Origin of the sequence: Arcanobacterium phocae (assembly GCF_018913465.1) — a bacterium.
Classification (GTDB): Bacteria; Actinomycetota; Actinomycetes; order Actinomycetales; family Actinomycetaceae; genus Arcanobacterium; species Arcanobacterium phocae_A.
The window spans coordinates 83,136-100,778 of record NZ_JABAPM010000005.1 but is presented as its reverse complement, the minus strand read 5'-3'; the positions used below and the strand labels follow the sequence as shown (position 1 = coordinate 100,778).

Sequence of the window (17,643 nt, the reverse complement as noted above, 5' to 3'; positions counted from 1 at the left end):
TATGGGAATCCGAATCAGCCCGTCAATCTTGAACTGTGACTTCTCGCAGTTAACAGCTGAACTAGACAAAATCTCGAATGCCGATTGGGCGCATGTTGACGTGATGGACAACCACTTTGTGCCAAATCTGACCATGGGCGCACCAATTGTGGAAGCTATTTCTCGCGTATCTCCGATTCCGATTGATACTCATTTGATGATTGAAGATCCCGACCGCTGGGCGCCTACATTCGTTGAAGCTGGTGCACAATCGGTGACGTTCCATGCGGAGGCTGCTCAGGCACCGTTACGTCTAGCTCGCGAGTTGCGGGCAATGGGAGCTAGGGCAGGACTCGCAGTAAAACCAGCAACTGCAATCGAGCCGTATCTGGAAATTTTAGATGAGTTCGACATGATTCTGATCATGACCGTAGAACCAGGATTTGGCGGGCAATCTTTCATTAAGTCGATGATGCCTAAGGTGGAACGGACTCGTGAAGCAGTGCGCAAATCTGGTTTAGACGTATGGATTCAGGTTGATGGCGGAGTATCACGTTCTACCATCGAGCACGCTGCTAAAGCTGGAGCAGATACATTTGTTGCTGGTTCAGCGGTGTATCGATCACCAGATACGCATGCGGAGATTGATGCATTACGTTCCCTTGCTTCAGCGCACGTTCACTGAGCATAGCTATTGGCTCTTAAACGAGAAACGTGGAATAATAGTAGTTACGTGCTCCGGGGTCAGTGTAAGTCTGAACCGGCGGTTATAGTCCGCGACCCACGAAAGTGGTTGATTGGGTGGAATTCCCAAACCGACGGTTAAAGTCCGGATGGTAGGAGCAACGTGGATGCCTCAATGAGGTGTATTTGCGTTATCCCCGGTGCCTACTGGGGAAGGAAGATATGCGAGGCAATAGAGTTATTGCGCCGCTAGCGGTTGCGATACTACTTCTTGTGCTGTGGCTATGCGTTTCCTATTTTGAACTCGTTAGTACGTTTGCGTTGCCCGATCCGAGCGATGTCTTTGTCCGTCTTATCCACGGGCTAAATGACGGATACTTGTTATCGTCAGCTTGGCAAACGCTACATGTCGCAGTTATTGGATCTCTTATAGCTGCGCTTATCGGCATTCCCGTAGGCTTTGGCATTACCCATTTTGCGCCATTCAGCGCTGCTTTAGAGCCATATCTGGCTGCGTCACAAGCAATTCCTGCAGTTGCTTTTGCGCCGTTACTAGTTTTGTGGGTCGGATACGGAACGACGCCGATTGTGATCTTATGTATTTTGATGGTTATTTTCCCCATCATTATCAATACCGCAGTAGGTGTTCGCGACGTAGACACAGACATTATTGATGCCGCTAGGTTAGACGGTGCGCATGGTATTCGGCTAATGAAGGATATTGAGTTTCCACTTGCATTGCCCGGAATTCTCGCTGGTGTCCGTACCGGTTTTACGCTGTCAGTAACCGGGGCAGTCGTTGGCGAATTTGTCATCGGTGGGCAACGGGGACTCGGTATCGAATTATCCACTGCGCAACACCTAACTGATGCGCCAGGAATGTTTGCCACAATCACATTATTGGCTCTGCTAGCTGTTGGCATATATCTCGCATTACGGGCTGTTGAAACCCGTGTGCTTGCCATAGTTTCATAAAAGGAAGCACCATGAAAAAATTATTAGCCCTCATCAGCGCAGTCACTGCTGCGTTAATTATGACTGGCTGCAGTCAAGCACCTGCTGAGCAAGCTCAACCAAAAAACACTGAGCCCGATAAAGTGACCATCGGACTGACATACATTCCCGATGTACAGTTTGGACCGCTCTACGTGGCACTGGATAAAGGATATTTTGCAGACGAAGGCCTGGATGTAACCTTGCGGCATCACGGTGCACAAGAAGCCCTCTTCGGAGCGCTTGAGGCTGGAGAAGAAGACGTTGTTTTTGCTGGGGCTACCGAAATGATGCAAGCCAGGACTCAAGGTCTTGATGTTGTTAACTGGGCGACGCTCTATCAGAAATATCCGGTGACGCTGATTACGACAGCCGATTCAGGGATTAAAACGCCAGCTGATTTGGTTGGCAAAAAAGTTGGGCTTCCTGGTCCGTATGGCGAAAACTATTACAGCCTGCTGGCAATGGAAGAAAGCTACGGCCTGAAAGACAAGATGACCGTGGAATACATCGGTTACACGCAAGCAGCTGCAATGGCTGGTCACCAAGTTGACGCTATCATCGGCTTTAATAACAATGATTCAATTGCGATAGAAAACGCTGGTCTCGACGTCGTCGAAATTCCGATGGTTAAAGGCGGCCAGATGCCACTAGTAGGAGTGGGCTTAGGATCGTTGAAGTCGAATCTTAATCCACAAGTCTATGCTCGTGTGCTGTCTGCGATCGAACGTGGTGTCAACGAATCAATAAAGGATCCTGATGCTGCAATGGATATTATTGCTAAGCATGTTCCACCTCTAACAGACCCAGATCAACGTGCGTTGGGCCGTAAAGTTTTTGATGCCACCCTCAAGTTGTATACCAGCGACAGCGAATTTGGTCACCAAGATTCTCAGCTATGGGAAAAGATGAGCACTTTCTTAGCTGAATCTGGGATTGTTGACAAAGCAGTACCACCACTAAGCACATTCACCGCTGAGGTTGTTAAACTCAGCTCTGCAAACAAGTAGTCATCAATCTGGCTGGATCATACCAGTAGCATAACGACCAGCGGCCGCTGCTGCGATGAAGGATGAAACGTCCTCATCCAGTGTGCGGCCCATTGTGCGCAAACCAACTGGCGAATGTGTCAGAGCCTCGTATAAACCGTCACAGTTTACGCTAGCGAGTGTGACATGCCGATATGATTCCAGTTCGCGGGTTTGAGCATCGACGACGTCAAACCAGGATCGCGGAATCAGATCCTTAGGCAAAGTGGTGGACTGGGGAAGTGGCACATAGCAATTGACCTTTACGACATCACGCAGGACTCGCAGCGTATGGTGTGAAACTCCGTAGTGTCGTCCGCGTTGATCGGCATTCGACATCCGTACGCACGCAATTGGAATTCCGCCTAAAGTTTCGACAGCGTTCAGGGCATCGCCGCAGGCGACTCCAGAGAATCCCCAACGCGTTCCAGTTCCAAGGTTTCCGGGTCCCTGTGCCACGATGGCTATGTCTGCTTGCCAGACGTGCCGGGCAGCTAAGAGTGCACTGTGTACATTGACTGCTTCTAAGTCACCGCCAAAAGCTTGACCGCACGTGATCGTGCCTACGATATGTCCTTCTTGGCGTAAACCAGCGGCTGCCATAGAGAACCATGCTGGTAGTGCACCACCGTCGGTCATAATGTAGGCGATTCGGGCTTCTGGCTTACGTGAGCGAATACCGATAGTAATTGCAGGTAGCGCAGAATGTAGGTCAGCTACGACGACGGGCATACTGTCAATCGAATCGGCGTTTTCCAGTAGATCATGGTGCGGAGATTCTTGTTCATCAACCCCTTGTACCATGAACTGTTGCGGCAGATAGCGAGCTTTAACGATGTGACCCGGCTGCGGCGGGGGATCTGCAGGCAAGTGTTCAGGGGCTAGGACGATCATCATATATCCACCGGTGCCCAACCCACGTTCATAGGCGGAGGCAGATAAAATAACCCGATCGCCGGCTGATAACTCACCGACGATTGGTACATAACCTAATGCTTTGACTTCGCGTCCGTCATCTAGTTGTACGAGATATTCGGCCGCCGCACTCCAGCTGCGACGAAGTGTGAGAATAACGCCTTGTCTGTAGATCATCATGTCTTAACCATAGTGCACTAGAGTAGGAGTATGCCTACGTCTGCTGAAGAACGTCGTTTTACTCTTCTCACTTTGTTGTCTCGCTCGGCAGTTTCGGCTGCCCGCATTGCTGAGCTTCCGGCATATCGTGAGCACTCAGGAATTGCCTTACAACGCATGATTGAGCGCGATATTCAGATACTCCGACAATCTGGAAACGTGATTGTGGTGGATTCTCAGTATCGCTACCAGCTCGATAAGTCCGGGACTATCCCTATTGATTTGTCTGGAGTTGATGTAGGCGCGTTGCGGAGAGTCCTAGGCACCAAACGGCGGAATAACGTTGAGGCATTCGCTCAGTTCGGCGCAACAAAAGCACTGGGGAATGGGCTAGTTTCTGGTGCTATTAATCCATATCGGATCAAGGTCCCCGTGGGGGACAGCGTTGTTGATGTGGCTCAAGCTATTGTGACGCGGCGTCAGATTCGATTCAATTATTCTCGGCAAGGCTCACCAGCCCGTTATGTGATTGAGCCGTGGCGCATTGAAGTACATTTTGGTGCCTTTTACGTCTCTGGGGCAGTTGTTCAACGAAATAAGTCTAAAGCGGATGGCGACGTACGAACGTTTAGACTTACCCGCGTTATCGGTTCAGTTCGAGTTCTCGAATCTGGCTTTCTCTATGACCAGCAACCAACTATTGATTCTGACCTCAATACGATTGATGTCCGGCTTTTTGTTTCCGATCCGGCGATGCCGTTAGCTCGCCGTGGCCGTATTGTTGGCCGTCGTAACGGTGGTGTTATCGTGGAGTTCTTAGCGGTTGATCGTTGGGATATGATCGACGACATCGTTTTCCACGGCTCGGCGGTTGACGTTCTAGAACCGGAATGGCTACGCGACGATATCGCTGATCGGTTAGCCCATGCGCAGGAGGTTCTCGATGAGCTTCGGTGATCTATCATTAGCCCGCAAGCGTGCTCTTGCGGATTTTTTGCTACGCGAGCCTAACGTTACAGTGGGCGAATTAGCAGACCGGTTCGGGATATCGTGGCAGGATATGGCGCAAGAAATTGCGCAACTATCGACGGTGGAGCTGGTTGCCGGTTCATTTTTTGAAACGCCTTTCGACGTCTGGATCGACGACGAAGACGTATCTGTCGACTCGTTGGTACGGGTTTCTCAAATTGACAGTGAGCCGTTGTCCGGGCTGTCTTTACCAGAGGTAGTGGCATTACTGGGAGCGACGGACGTGGCTATGTCCTCGTCCTCGCGATATGAGGCGGAGGCACTTGCTGCCGTCCGCGAGCGCATTGCTGAGGCTGTTGAGGCGCACGGCTATGGTTCTGTCTTATGGCCTGCTCCGCAGTTACAAGCTCCACCAGTAGTTCTCGATGCCGTGCACGAGGCGTTGGCCACGCAGCACAAGATCGCTATAGATTATTGGAAGCGTGGAAAAGATCAGCCATATATGTCGACTGTTATTGTTTCGCCTGTTGATATTTCCTATGTTCCGTACCCTTTACTTATCGCGGCAAATGAGGCAGGCGAGGTCCGGCGGTATCGGTTTGACCGGATATCAGATGCGCAACTGTGTGATGACCGTATTTCGGCTCGCTTTGCGCGCCGAATGAAATCTACAGCTGAAAAAGATACTGAGGTCGAGGGCTATCATATTCAGCTATGGTGTCACTCTGGGGCACGCTGGGTAGCAGAAGAAGTACCGGGGGCAACTCTTCGCCAGGAGGATGACTACGACGTTATTGAATTACCGGTACGCTCAGAACAGTGGCTGTTATCGTTGCTTGTTCGGCTCGGGCCAACTGTAGAACGTATTGAGAAAGTTTAGGGTTAATCTGTGTTAGATCTTGTTGTTAAACATATCGTCGATCAATATGCTGATCGGGGGATTTTCCTTGATGACTTTCAGCTTCAGGCGCTAAACGCTCTCGCTCGGGGAAAAGACGTTTTTGTTAGTGCGCCTACGGGGGCCGGTAAAACTGTTGTTGCCGAATGTGCTGTTGAGTGCGCATTAGCGACCTCCTCGCGGTGTATCTACACAGCTCCGATTAAGGCGTTATCGAACCAGAAGTTTAAGGATTTACAGCAGCGCTATGGCGAAGAATATGTCGGTCTGATTACCGGTGACGTGGTGATCAATCGGGATGCGCAAATCCTCGTGGTTACCACCGAGGTCGTTCGCAATATGCTGCTCACCCGCGATTCCGACGTCGATGATATCGGTTACGTGGTGTTGGACGAAGTCCATTTCCTTGGTGATCCATTTCGTGGTCCGGTATGGGAAGAAGTCATTCTGCAGTTGCCGCGTTCGGTTCGGCTCGTATCGCTTTCGGCAACCGTAGCGAATATTGACGAGTTTGCAAGCTGGCTTCGCTCTATTCGTGGAACTACTGAAATCGTAACAAGTACGGTACGTCCAGTGCCGTTAGAACAGTTTGTTGCGACCAACCGATCGCTAGTCCCGTTGTTCGAATCTGATGGCACGGTTGCGTACGTTTCGAATAATCGCCAGCCATCTGATCCGCGACGACGTCGTGGCAATGCTGCTGGACGACGTCGGAAGGTATTACGCACATTAAGCGAACGCGATATGCTTCCTGTGATCCATTTTGTGTTTTCGCGTAAAGGATGTGATACCGCAGTCTCCGATTTGCTGGATGCTGATGTAGTTCTAACATCCAAAGCTGAGGCGGCTGAGATCCGGCGTCGTACCGATATACTTCGGAAAAATCTGAGTAGTACTGACGCTCGAACAATTCGGTTAGGATTTTGGGCGAAGGCGATGAGCCGCGGATACACAGCTCACCATGCCGGTATGTTTCCTGCGTTAAAGGAACTCGCAGAACAACTCATGGATGCGGGCCTCCTGAAACTGGTGTATGCCACGGGGACGCTTGCTCTAGGGATCGATATGCCGGTACGGACCGTTGTTATTGAAGATCTCATCAAATGGAACGGCGAAGATTTCGTTCCGCTCTCAGCCACGGAATATACCCAATTGATTGGCCGAGCTGGGCGACGCGGTAAGGATACGCACGGTAACGCCGTCGTCGTGGCAACTCCAGAACTAGATGTGGACTATCTAGCGCATATCGGTTCGGGACATGTAGATCCGCTGGTTTCGAAGTTCTTCCCCTCATATAACACCGTGGTCAATCTGCTGAGCTACCACAGCATCGATGAAGCCCGTGCCATTATGGGACGTTCTTTTGCGCAGTATCAGAAAAATGCGGATTTAGGTGAGATTGAAGCAAAACTGGCGCGGGTTGAAGCTCGACTAGCGACCGAGGAACACGAGCTGGACGGGATATGCGAGCACGGCTCAGTGACAGACTATGTGACAGTGTTGAAAGCTGCCGGGCGGGCGTCTAAGGCGCAACGTCGGCGCGCCAAAGAAGCGTACAAACGTGATATCCAAGACTCGTGGAATAACGTGGTGACGGGAATGCTTTATGCATTTGCGGTTGATGGCGACGTGAATTATGGAATTGCGCTATCTGTATCCGGTCGACGAATCCGGATTATTGATGTCTACGGTGATCTTTTCTGGTTGCGGCAAGATGATTTGTCCTCGCAAATGCGCGAGATTGGGTTTATCGATGTACCGTTCGGACGTTCGATTCGAGACTGGCGAGTACGTGAAGATTTTGCGGTGGCGATTAACGCTGCAGTTGAAGAACGAGTAGATCTAGGGCTTGACGAAGATCTGCAAAAGTCCTGGGACAAATACGCAGTGAACGCCACTCCTATAGTAGAGGCACACCCGGTTCATTCATGTCCGGATCGCGCTGTACATCAGCGACAAGCTGCGCAGTATGTTACCTTGATGGATCGACGCCGTGAGCTGATGGAGTTACGCGACTCGTATGACGGGTCCGTAGCACGAGAATTCGATGCTACGCTCAGCGTGCTCACTAAATTAGGTTATCTCCACGTCAAAGAGGGGCAAGTGCGGCTTGGACCTGGGGGAGCACTGCTCCGTGGTATTCACAGCGAAGCAGATGCGTTGACGGTCATGTGTATGTCTGAGCCTATTTTCGAGCAACTATCGCCCGCTCAATTTGCCGGAATATGCTCTGCATTGTTGTGCGATCGTCGCTTTTCTTCCCGGGCGCCCGGCAATCCTCAGCTGAGAGCTGCATGGCGACGCATCGAGGCTAACATGGAAGATTTGGTTAGCCGCGAATCGGCAGCTGGGATCGTTCGCACGGGGATACCAACGTCAGGCGGAATCGATGCCTTTACCTTGTTGGCAAGCGGAGCTGATTTGGAAACCGCTGTCAGTCTTTCTAAGGTAGCTGTGGGCGATTTGATCAATGCTAATCGACGGTTAATTGATATTTTGGGACAGCTGGTTGAGATCGGCAAAGATATCTGGTTAGGGGAGAAGGCATATCAAGCACGAGAACTATTGCGCCGCTGGGACTGGAACTAAGTTATGTGTGAAATATGGCACAGTATTGGGAATTAGGGCGAAACTGATAACAGTAAAATTTGACAACTTGTTGAAGTTGGATGTCAGTAATCTTGTCAATTAGGCTGATGCTTATACACTTCAGATGTAAGCAAGGCTCTCATTTGCGTTCGATAGAAAACGACTCTAACGGTCGGTCCGAGGTTCGCGGATGGGAGCCTTTGCCTATACTCAGAGTGTGGAGAATCGGATGTCTTTTCTAATACGTGCTGTGCTTGCCAGTGGTAGTGGATTGCTCATGTGGCTAGCACAAGCTCCAGTATCGTGGTGGCCACTAGTTTTTCTGTCCCTTGGAACGCTATGGATCAGCGTTTATCGAACGACTATTCCGCGTTCAATAATCTTCGGATTTCTATGGGGCTTGTGCTTTTTTATACCGCACCTAGATTGGGCAGCAACATCAGCTAATTCCACGTTGGCTTTGATAGCTCTCGCAGTGAGCCAATCTCTGTTCCTAGTTGTTCTTTCGGTGGTTTGGAGTCAAATCTCTTATTTACCCCATATTTATGCGTGGATTAGTGGTGCCGTAGCGTGGGCTAGTATCGAACATCTTCGCGGGATAATGCCATTTGGCGGCATGCCATGGGGGAAGATTGCCTTCGCAATGAACGACAGTCCATTTATTCGTTTAGCACCCATCGGATCCACGTTATTAGTTGCATTAGCAGTGAGCGCAGTATCAATTTTGATAGCAAGTTCCATTTGCACGCTTAGAAAGAATCCGTATCGAGCGGCTTCTTCGCTTGCTTTGGCATGCCTGCTTTTTTGCGCACCGTTGTTTTCGCCGATCGGCGGTAAACCAGAAGCAACCGTTAACGTTGGTATTGTTCAAGGAAACTCGCCTACAAAAACTGAGATTCCGGATGGATGGCTCAGAGCACTACAAGTGACACGTAATCACGCTCAGATGGCAAGAACTCTCAATAAAGCAGATCTCGTCGTCTTCCCAGAGTCGACGTCCGATAGAGACATTAGAACAGACCCAGAAGCCCAAGAACTCATCAACGAGATGTCCCACCAGTTGGGCGTACCAATCGTTTTAGGAACGCAACAGTATCTGGATAATGGCAGATACAATGATTATCTCGTTGTTGAGCCAAGCGGTTCCATTACCGCGCGATATTCAAAACAGCATCCAGTACCATTTGGCGAGTATATTCCGCTACGATCATTCTTATCCGACCTCTCAAACACTACCGCAGAGCTGATCGAACAAGTTCACATTGACATGCTGCCAGGGGAGAGCTTGGCGCAGTTGGCTGTTACCACGGCTACTGGCGAGTTGCGTATGGCTACTCCAATTTGCTTTGAGGTTGCTTATGATGACATCGTTGCTGCTGGTGTGATGGGAAATTCTGCACCGGCAGATATTATCGTTGTTCCAACGAATAATGCATCATTTGGGGATTCTGGAGAGCCGTACCAGCAGTTTGAGATGACACGCTTTCGAGCGGTCGAGCATGGCAGGAGCGCCATCCAAGTGTCAACTACTGGTGTTAGTGGTTTAATAGATCCGAATGGAGTGGTCAGATATACAACGAAATTGGCTGAACAACATGCAGTCACGCTGCCAGTAATGCTTCGGCACGAGCTAACTTTTGCAACGCGCACAGCAACATATCGCTACTACTGTGGTCATATACTGGCAGTTCTCACGTTTGTATTAGCGGGTTTTTCACGCCGGCGCAATAATCGCTAGGATGCTGCGCCGGCGTAATGAATTACGAATGCCGACGAGAATAAAGACGACCAGTGCGTAGTAACTCAAGCCGTTCGTTTAACAAGACTTGTAGTTCTTCTTCAGAGCGTCGTTCCAAGAGCATATCCCAGTGAGTACGAGCTGGTTTAACAACTTTTTCTTCACCATCTTCGCCGTGGTCACCAACTAGTTTCGCTTCAGCGCCGCATCTGCATTCCCAGGTGGCTGGGACTTCGGCATCCTGTGCAAGGGTCACTGTGAAGCGATGTCCACGTTCACACAAGTATGTTTCGTCATGGCGTTCGACTAGCGCTACGCCGATATCTGATTCGAGTGAGTTAGCGCCGATTTTCATTCCGCGTAACGAACGTTCTACCATTATTAGCCTTTCAGAGATTGTTGAATATAGTTTATCAGGCGGTACAAGAGGGGTATTTAATGCTTGATAGGGCGCGATATCAGTTGTAGCGATGATCCGATAATGTACATTATGTCAAATTAAATGGGTGGGAATATTGATAGTTGTTTCCCACTCCTCTTACACTTGTTTATTGCTTTACCTGTTGACACGTGTGCCAACAAAAAGAAATACCCCAGCACTCCGTGTGCTGAGGTATTTCTGAACGCCATTAGTTTGCGGAAGCGAGCCGTGCTTTGCGCCGAGCAGCAAGTTCGTCAACAACTTCATCGTGTGCGCGCATCGTTGGAATTTCACTCAGCGAACCTTCAACTTCGCGCCATACCTTGCCTAGCGCAATACCGAATACTCCCTGGCCGCCATTGATCAGATCAATGACTTCATCGTTTGATGTGCACAAGTAAACCGATGCGCCGTCGGACATTAATGTCACTGATGAAAGATCATCAACACCATATTCAGCAAGCTGTGTTATTGCTACGCGAATCTGTTGCAACGAAACGCCGGTATCTAGCAACCGCTTAACGATCTTGAGAACAAGCACGTCACGGAACGAATACAAACGCTGTGACCCAGAGCCAAGTGCATTTTGGATTGACGGTTCAACTACCCCAGTACGTGCCCAATGGTCTAACTGTCGATAAGTAATGCCGATAGCTCGGCATACCGCCGGACCTCGGTAACCTGTTTCAGTGTCAAGATCTGGCAATGTGTCCCCGAACAGCATTTGTTGTGCACGCTGTGGGTGTGTGCTGTGTGCAGTTCCGTCAGTCACGGACCCTCCTCATGGAATGTTACTTCTTATAGACTATTCCTCTGCGAGGCATTTGCCAACGACATCCTTGAAGTTTTTTCGGCGTGTCGCTGTGCCGTGTCTCAAGTTCTCCTTGAACTTTTGGTTATCGGAGCTCGACGTCTATACTTTCCAGCAATAATGCTCGATAGAAGTTTGTAATTAATGTTGCAAATTCACCAGATTCTGCAATAACTCGCTCTTTCGCCAGTGGAGTGTTCTTCGCCCGCTCGGTAGCAAGCATTGAAACCACGTGAGCTGCGTGAGAATGAGCGGAATGACGAACAGCACGCAATTGACGAATATCCATCCCCTTCTCTTCTAATAACAGGACATATCGAACAATATCCACTGCCTGCGCTGTCAGCCTGCCGCGTGAATCAGGTGTTAGAACCTTCGCATCAATCAAACGCTCAATATCTGAATACGAAGCACCAACTAATGCTGCAAGTTCATGGATATGCAAACGTGTTCCGGGACTCGGCTTAGAAACTTCGTTCTCACCTACTGCTCGCATTCTGCCAGGATGATCTGCACTCCCCTCGCCCATATCAAGTTGACGTAGCATCTCTTTGATCTGCGGCAACGCTACATAGCGATCGCGCTGTTCAATAAGAATGAAACGTAAGCGTTCGACGTCGGCCAGCGAAAACAACCTCTGATTAGAGGCAGTGCGCTGCGGCTCAATCAAGTTCTGGGACTCAAAATAGCGAATTTTTGATGCAGCCAGAAACGGGAACTCGCGAGAAAGTAAATCAATAACCTCCCCAATTTTTAAGGTTCCCTCATGCGAAACATCCTGCGGCCACGATAATGTTGTAGCCGGCGAAAGTTCAGAATGCTGTGCTCTATCAGCGCTCATTGAGCCGCCTTTGGTGAGCTATAGAAAGTAAGCTGGTATTTGCCAATACGAACTTCATCCCCATCGCACAGAGCCGCTTCATCAACCTGCTTCATGTTGACGTACGTGCCGTTAAGCGAGTTTTGATCACGCACTACGAAACCTTCTGGTGTACGGGCGAAGAGAGCGTGTTTACGCGAAACAGTAACGTCATCAAGGAAGATATCAGCCTTAATGTGACGACCGACAAGAACGTTATCAGCGTTGAGCAAAAAACGTGCGCCAACATTTGGTCCGTTCAATGCGATAAGAATAGCAGACGACTCCGGTAATGCATTGATGGTTGCAATGTCTTCGGCGTCTAGGCCACGGCCAGCAAGTGGAGCATCAGGATGCTGCGAGATAGCACTGAATCGTGACGTCGCAGTTGGATCTTGCCACTGATCTCGGGTGTTGAACTCGTTATCCATCATCTTCTCCTTGTGTCACATTTATATAACATATCTTAGCTTAGGTTTGTTCCTAGAGTCATTCCCAGATGAATAATCTCAGTGTGCTTGATTGCGTAACGAACGGATATGGAAGTCACGTTTATCTAGGATGATTTTACGAAGTGCGGCAGGGGCTTGCGAAGCTTTGTCTAGCCATTCTGTAGCAACCTGAATATCTGCATTATTTTCTGGGAGTGTTCCTGGCTCTAGATCGGAGTGCGGATATAAACCGTAGATAAGCCGTTCAGCCAATTCTTGGGACTGTGTGCGCCAGATATCCTCGATCCGATCGAAATAATCAGGCAAAGCAGTGCGTGCTTCATCAGCATGGAGATACTGCGTAAACCCATCAATCAGAGCAGACAGATGATCATTGGAGAGCTTAGTATTGAGGAGTTTGTCGAGCGTCTCCTGACGTGTTCCTGGGCGTGAAGCCAGTGCGCGTAGATGCGCGACGACGTCGGACGCTGTGCCGGTACGTTCAAGTTCAGCATCCAGTTCTGCCGCATCAATTGCACCTGATGCAGCCCGCGCCGTCAGAAGCATCCATCGCAGATCGGTATCGCTCGTTTCCTTCAACGTCTTGACAATATCAGCATCGCGGTGTGGCAACATCGCGCCAATGGTGGCAAGGGTGCGAGTCCAGATTGTGAATGGATCCGAGCCCTCTGCTGCTTGCGCGCGTGCTGCTAGCGCAATATCGAAGAATTCATTAAGTGACTCATCGCGTTTGCGTCCGGCAAGGAAATAACGCATTGCCTGCATGACGGACATAGTGCGTTGCGATAACAACGAAGCTGAGGATAATAGCGGCTCGCGGGCAACAAAGGCCGCGTAGCTTCCGGGCTGTAGTAAGCCGTCGTACACCATTTGCCACAGCTGTCCCGAGACCACGGAACGTGACAGTGGTTCACCGATCTTGTTATGCAACGCTGAGTCGAGTGAACGCGCATCGAATGCTACTTTCAGATAGGACAGGGCATCATCGTTCGGCAAAATAAGATCGACGTCTTCTCCCCCGATCTCATTCCAGGAGACGACGACGGAGTCGCGCAGATCGACGTCGTACGAAGAAACCCGTTGTAAGATGCCATCGGTGAGCGCAAAACCAGATACGCGGATCCGGTGAGGGCGACGAATCGGCTGTCCAGATACGCTGTCGGTTCCGATCTGGGACAATCGTGCACCTTCCGTAGTGCGCTCAACCATCACGGTGGAAACGCCGGTGGTGTGCAACCATTCATCAGCCCACTCATGTAGATCGCGCCCTGATGAGGATTCGAGAGCCGTAAGAAGATCGTCCAAAGTCGCGTTAGCAAAAGAATGCTGAGCAAAGTACTCACGTAGCCCGGCAAAGAACTTATCTTCGCCCACGAACGTCACGAGCTGGCGCAACACAGCGGCACCCTTGGCGTAGGTAATACCGTCAAATGCTTGGTCAGCCGCTTCTAGGTCTGGGATGTCGGCCACGATCGGATGGGTTGTTGGGAGCTGGTCGGTGCGCAACGCCCAATTGAGCCGAGCCCCAGCGAAATCAACCCAGGCTTCGGTGTACTGAGTTGCTTTAGCACTCGCCCACGCACCCATAAATTCGGCAAACGATTCCTTGAGCCACAGATCGTCCCACCATACTGGTGTGGTGTAGTCGCCAAACCACATGTGCGACATTTCGTGCAGGATTGTGTTTGCGCGGGTTGCGCGTTGAGCACGGGTTGCTAGGCCCTGGAAAATGTAGTGATCTTCGGAGAAAGTAACGCAGCCTGGATTTTCCATGGCGCCTAAGTTGTACTCTGGTACGAATACCGAATCATATTTGCCCCATGGATATTCGCACCCGAATGCGGCCGGGAAGGTGTTGAGACCCTGCTTCGTTACAGTGGAGATATCTTCTAAGTCAAAATGCTCCGCTAAGGTTGCCCGGCAATAGAAACCGAGATCAATTGTTCCTTGAGCAGTGTCAGCGGTGTCGCGGAAAGCGGTGTATGGTCCGGCGATGAAAGCTGTTAAATATGTAGATTGCCGTTGCGTTGGTACGAAAGTGACTTCAACGCATTCAGTTCCGAGCGAGTTTGCGCCGATGGCCTGGCGATGATTTTCTACGCTGTTGGATAATATAGTCCATTCAGCCGGGGCCGCGATAGAAATATGGAAGTGAGTTTTCAAATCTGGCTGCTCGAAGTTAGGGAATACTCGACGTGCGTCTGCCGGCTCGAATTGCGTGTAGAGGTAGGTCTGGCCATCTTGCGGGTCGCGGAAACGGTGTAAACCTTCCCCGGTGGTTGAGTACTGTCCCACGCCGTCAATAGTGAGTCGGTGAGTGCCTGGTTGTAGCTTGGGCAGGTAAACGCGCGCGCCGTCGAATCGTGGATCAACTGCTTCCCCATCGATGCTTAGACGCGCTTGAGTACCGATAAAGTCAACGAATGTTTCGATCGGCTTGCGCACAGTGATATCGATGCGCGACGTAACTGTAAACGTATCTGTTTGTGCCGGCGCCTCCGTTACGTTGAGGTCAATAATATGTTTAGTGACCTCAAGGGCTTCAGAGCGCGCACGAGCTTCGGAACGAGAGAGATTTTCGGTATTCATACATCCCATTCTGCCACTGCCATGGCTGGGAACCTAATTATTGACGACGACGATATCGTGGTTTTCTCAGGCGTGTCATTGGCGTAGAACCGGTCTGTGTTGTAATCTTGAAACGTTGCATTTAAGCGACCGGGCTATAGCGCAGTTTGGTAGCGCACTTGACTGGGGGTCAAGGGGTCGTGGGTTCAAATCCCGCTAGCCCGACATAGAGAAAACGGCTCCACCACAACGAAAACTGGTGGAGCCGGTTTTACTATATTTCTTGGCAGAATCCCTAGTAAGGAAGTGATATAGGATGCCAACCCAACAACCAGCTGGGAGCGCGCCGGTGTCTCCTAGCAGTCAAAGTAGCCCTAATACTATACGAAATTTGTTGTTGGCAATCCTGGCGGTATTGGTTGCTTGTTCAGCTCTAGCTGTCTGGCTAAACTCAGTTTCTTCTCGAGATGGTGACAAGGAAAGTAACTCATTACAAAGAGAACCAGTAAAGGTCGAGAATGATGGCCAACCAACCGATCCAGAAGCTCGTGTCTTTGACTCTGAAGCATTAGCAAAGGGAGACTTTTCATCTGCCCAGGGACGGTGGATTGGAAAACAAGGACGCGAAATTGTAATTAGCGGTAATATCCTGCGTTGGTATGAGGATCATACGCTCTATCTGGAACTTGACGGATTAACCGTAACAACGCAGTCGTCTCAATTGCCGCCCGAAGTCAATGACGACAACCGTACCGCCTTTGTACATCACGATAGCAATAGCGTCTCATTACAATGGCCTCCAGCAGAGTCCGGTGCGGTGCACGGTACTGCTCTCATTTTGATCCCTAAGAATACTCAACCAGACAATCCTTTGGTTAATAGTTCCATCGGTTTAGACCCCGATAATGATCGTATTGTGATGCTTGCGGGCATTGGAGTTGGTCGATTAACGCCGGTGGATGTCACTCCATATGTTGCAGTGCGAGAAAATGCCGTCAGTTCCGGCTCATCACAGGCGGAAGCACGCAATAATCCGCCATCGGAACATTCTTCTGTGTTAGCAGGCGGACCGCGTCCAGCTAATGCGCAGCCAGCTGAGTCAGTAATTGAGTCTCCATATGGAGGGATGAAGACTGCGTCCTTTGTTACCCCGAGTAAAAATATTGGATGCGACATTATTGTTACTGATAATGAACCCGACCTTATGAATTGCAATGTTTCTTCATGGAAAGATAATCCTCCAGTCCAGCCAATAAATATAGATCCGGTGCATGGTGGTTCCCCGATTATTTCTTTTGGCTACGGCGATATGATTCCTGAATATGGTGGAGCTAAACATGATGGTTTTTGCTATATGGAAGGATATTGCGAGCCCGGGAGTAAACCACAAATTCTTAACTATGGTCAAGTATTATATTTTGGAAACTTTGTTTGTGCATCGGAAGAAAGCGGACTTAGCTGTTGGAATGAGGAAACTGGTCACGGAGCATTCATGAGCCGAGAACACTTCGAAGCGTACTGATTTCCATGAGTTTTCGTCGGAACTATCAAGAATCACCGTGTTTGCAGAGCACATAGTTCAATGTAGCGAAATTGTGCGTCACTTAGATTCGTTCAAGTTAGTTGTCGTAGTGGGTGGGGGCGGTTAGCGAGTTCAAATACGCGAGGGCTTGCGGGTTATTGGCATAAAACTCTTGATGCGAAGTATGCTGGGCTTTTCCGTTAGGTGGACGAGGAAGTTTGGGCTATGTTTACGAAATATGATAAAGAGACAACGGATCGGATTATCGCAGAGGGACTCTCAATGAATGTTACGTGCTAGAATGTGGCTCTGAAACTACTGGTCTCGCTATGCTCGGCTTCCCAGTGAGCTCGAGAACCAGACAGGCAAGTCGGAATTCTGGAACTAAAGAAGATCTGATTGTATTGCATTCAAGGCTACAGTGAGAAAACTAGGAGTTGCACGATACAAACAAGTTCTCGAAGACAACTTCGACCTTTTCACATCGGAACTGGAACTTAACTGTTGAAAATGATCCAGTTGGTTGATTAGTGTAGGTATCGTTTTTCTATTGAGTTCATGCGTGTGATGTTAACTGCCCAAAGTAAGTGAGGATTCGGCACTTTCCTGGGCATAGGGATTGAAAAATGATATACGCTTGTCCTAGCTGAGTTCAAGATTACAGGGGACAGACATTCAGACTCGCGTGCTGAGTGGAACAATCGGGTAAGAGCTAAAGCCCGGGTTGCTGATCGCGCCTTGTCAAGGAGAGCTGAAATAGACCGGTCTGAGCCCTATTTGTTGGGAGTTTCGCGCCAGTAGATCATGCCGGTTGTGGGTTTGCAGATATAACCTAGATGGACGCCTTTCAAAGCCATGTATCTGCTACTTTCGTTACTGACGTAGTCTTACGCAAGATTATGGAAAGGTCGGTGTGGATTTCATGAGCACTGAAGTCTTGGTACGCAGCAGTTCACAAAGCGATCGTCAGGACGAGTGAAACAAGAAGGCTAGTACACTATTCCGATGATGATCGCTAGTACGTGTTAACTCGTTTATAATGAGTGGGTATCGGATGT

Annotated in this window: 14 protein-coding genes, 1 tRNA gene and 1 riboswitch; of the genes, 9 read left to right on the top strand and 6 right to left on the bottom strand. The window is 49.7% G+C overall.

Annotated elements, in window-relative coordinates:
• Position 1 precedes the first annotated feature (1 nt).
• The 3 genes from rpe (at position 2) to KSO86_RS07270 (ending at position 2,666) form a co-directional block, all read left to right on the top strand.
• Positions 2 to 664 carry a ribulose-phosphate 3-epimerase gene (gene rpe, locus KSO86_RS07280; protein WP_091281475.1) on the top strand — a complete coding sequence of 221 codons (663 nt, stop codon included), beginning with the start codon at positions 2 to 4 and terminating at the stop codon, positions 662 to 664.
• Positions 665 to 709: 45 nt separating this feature from the next.
• A riboswitch (FMN riboswitch) is annotated at positions 710 to 828 on the top strand.
• Between the two features lie 57 nt (positions 829 to 885).
• Entirely contained in the window at positions 886 to 1,638 is a 753-nt protein-coding gene (locus KSO86_RS07275) for an ABC transporter permease (RefSeq protein WP_091281474.1), read from the top strand.
• An 11-nt stretch (positions 1,639 to 1,649) separates the two neighbouring features.
• Positions 1,650 to 2,666 carry an ABC transporter substrate-binding protein gene (locus KSO86_RS07270; RefSeq protein WP_216379309.1) on the top strand — a complete coding sequence of 339 codons (1,017 nt, stop codon included), beginning with the start codon at positions 1,650 to 1,652 and terminating at the stop codon, positions 2,664 to 2,666.
• Between the two features lie 3 nt (positions 2,667 to 2,669).
• On the opposite strand, the gene KSO86_RS07265 is transcribed toward KSO86_RS07270, so the two are convergent.
• Entirely contained in the window at positions 2,670 to 3,779 is a 1,110-nt protein-coding gene (locus KSO86_RS07265; RefSeq protein WP_366493593.1) for a DUF3866 family protein, read from the bottom strand.
• Positions 3,780 to 3,809: 30 nt separating this feature from the next.
• On the opposite strand from KSO86_RS07265, the gene KSO86_RS07260 reads away from it, so the two are divergent.
• The 4 genes from KSO86_RS07260 (at position 3,810) to lnt (ending at position 9,952) form a co-directional block, all read left to right on the top strand.
• Positions 3,810 to 4,715, top strand: a complete 906-nt coding sequence (locus tag KSO86_RS07260) for a helix-turn-helix transcriptional regulator (protein WP_216379310.1) — start codon at positions 3,810 to 3,812, stop codon at positions 4,713 to 4,715.
• Positions 4,702 to 5,607, top strand: coding sequence for a helix-turn-helix transcriptional regulator (locus KSO86_RS07255; RefSeq protein ID WP_216379311.1), 906 nt, complete (start codon positions 4,702 to 4,704; stop codon positions 5,605 to 5,607). The genes KSO86_RS07260 and KSO86_RS07255 overlap by 14 nt, the downstream gene beginning before the upstream one ends.
• 9 nt (positions 5,608 to 5,616) lie before the next feature.
• On the top strand, positions 5,617 to 8,214 hold the full coding sequence (locus KSO86_RS08710) for a DEAD/DEAH box helicase (protein WP_216379312.1): 2,598 nt from the start codon (positions 5,617 to 5,619) through the stop codon (positions 8,212 to 8,214).
• A 229-nt stretch (positions 8,215 to 8,443) separates the two neighbouring features.
• Positions 8,444 to 9,952, top strand: coding sequence for an apolipoprotein N-acyltransferase (gene lnt / locus KSO86_RS07245; protein ID WP_216379313.1), 1,509 nt, complete (start codon positions 8,444 to 8,446; stop codon positions 9,950 to 9,952).
• A 22-nt stretch (positions 9,953 to 9,974) separates the two neighbouring features.
• On the opposite strand, the gene KSO86_RS07240 is transcribed toward lnt, so the two are convergent.
• The 5 genes from KSO86_RS07240 to pepN form a co-directional block, all read right to left on the bottom strand.
• Complete coding sequence (locus tag KSO86_RS07240; RefSeq protein ID WP_216379314.1) at positions 9,975 to 10,331, bottom strand: RNA polymerase-binding protein RbpA; 357 nt, start codon at positions 10,329 to 10,331, stop codon at positions 9,975 to 9,977.
• Between the two features lie 250 nt (positions 10,332 to 10,581).
• Positions 10,582 to 11,097 (bottom strand): MerR family transcriptional regulator, encoded by a 516-nt coding sequence (locus KSO86_RS07235; protein ID WP_091282676.1) that lies wholly within the window; start codon positions 11,095 to 11,097, stop codon positions 10,582 to 10,584.
• 172 nt (positions 11,098 to 11,269) lie between these two features.
• Positions 11,270 to 12,025: a transcriptional regulator FtsR gene (gene ftsR / locus KSO86_RS07230; RefSeq protein ID WP_216379315.1), complete on the bottom strand. Its 756-nt coding sequence runs from the start codon at positions 12,023 to 12,025 to the stop codon at positions 11,270 to 11,272.
• The gene (locus KSO86_RS07225) at positions 12,022 to 12,474 is read right to left on the bottom strand and encodes an FHA domain-containing protein (RefSeq protein ID WP_216379388.1); all 453 of its coding nucleotides are present in this window, start codon (positions 12,472 to 12,474) and stop codon (positions 12,022 to 12,024) included. Before KSO86_RS07225 ends, ftsR begins: the two co-directional genes overlap by 4 nt.
• Positions 12,475 to 12,552: 78 nt before the next feature.
• Complete coding sequence (pepN, locus tag KSO86_RS07220) at positions 12,553 to 15,084, bottom strand: aminopeptidase N (RefSeq protein ID WP_216432010.1); 2,532 nt, start codon at positions 15,082 to 15,084, stop codon at positions 12,553 to 12,555.
• Between the two features lie 130 nt (positions 15,085 to 15,214).
• On the opposite strand from pepN, the gene KSO86_RS07215 reads away from it, so the two are divergent.
• Positions 15,215 to 15,288 (top strand) — tRNA-Pro (locus KSO86_RS07215).
• Between the two features lie 91 nt (positions 15,289 to 15,379).
• On the top strand, positions 15,380 to 16,585 hold the full coding sequence (locus KSO86_RS07210) for a DUF6287 domain-containing protein (protein ID WP_216432008.1): 1,206 nt from the start codon (positions 15,380 to 15,382) through the stop codon (positions 16,583 to 16,585).
• The last annotated feature ends 1,058 nt before the right edge of the window (positions 16,586 to 17,643 follow it).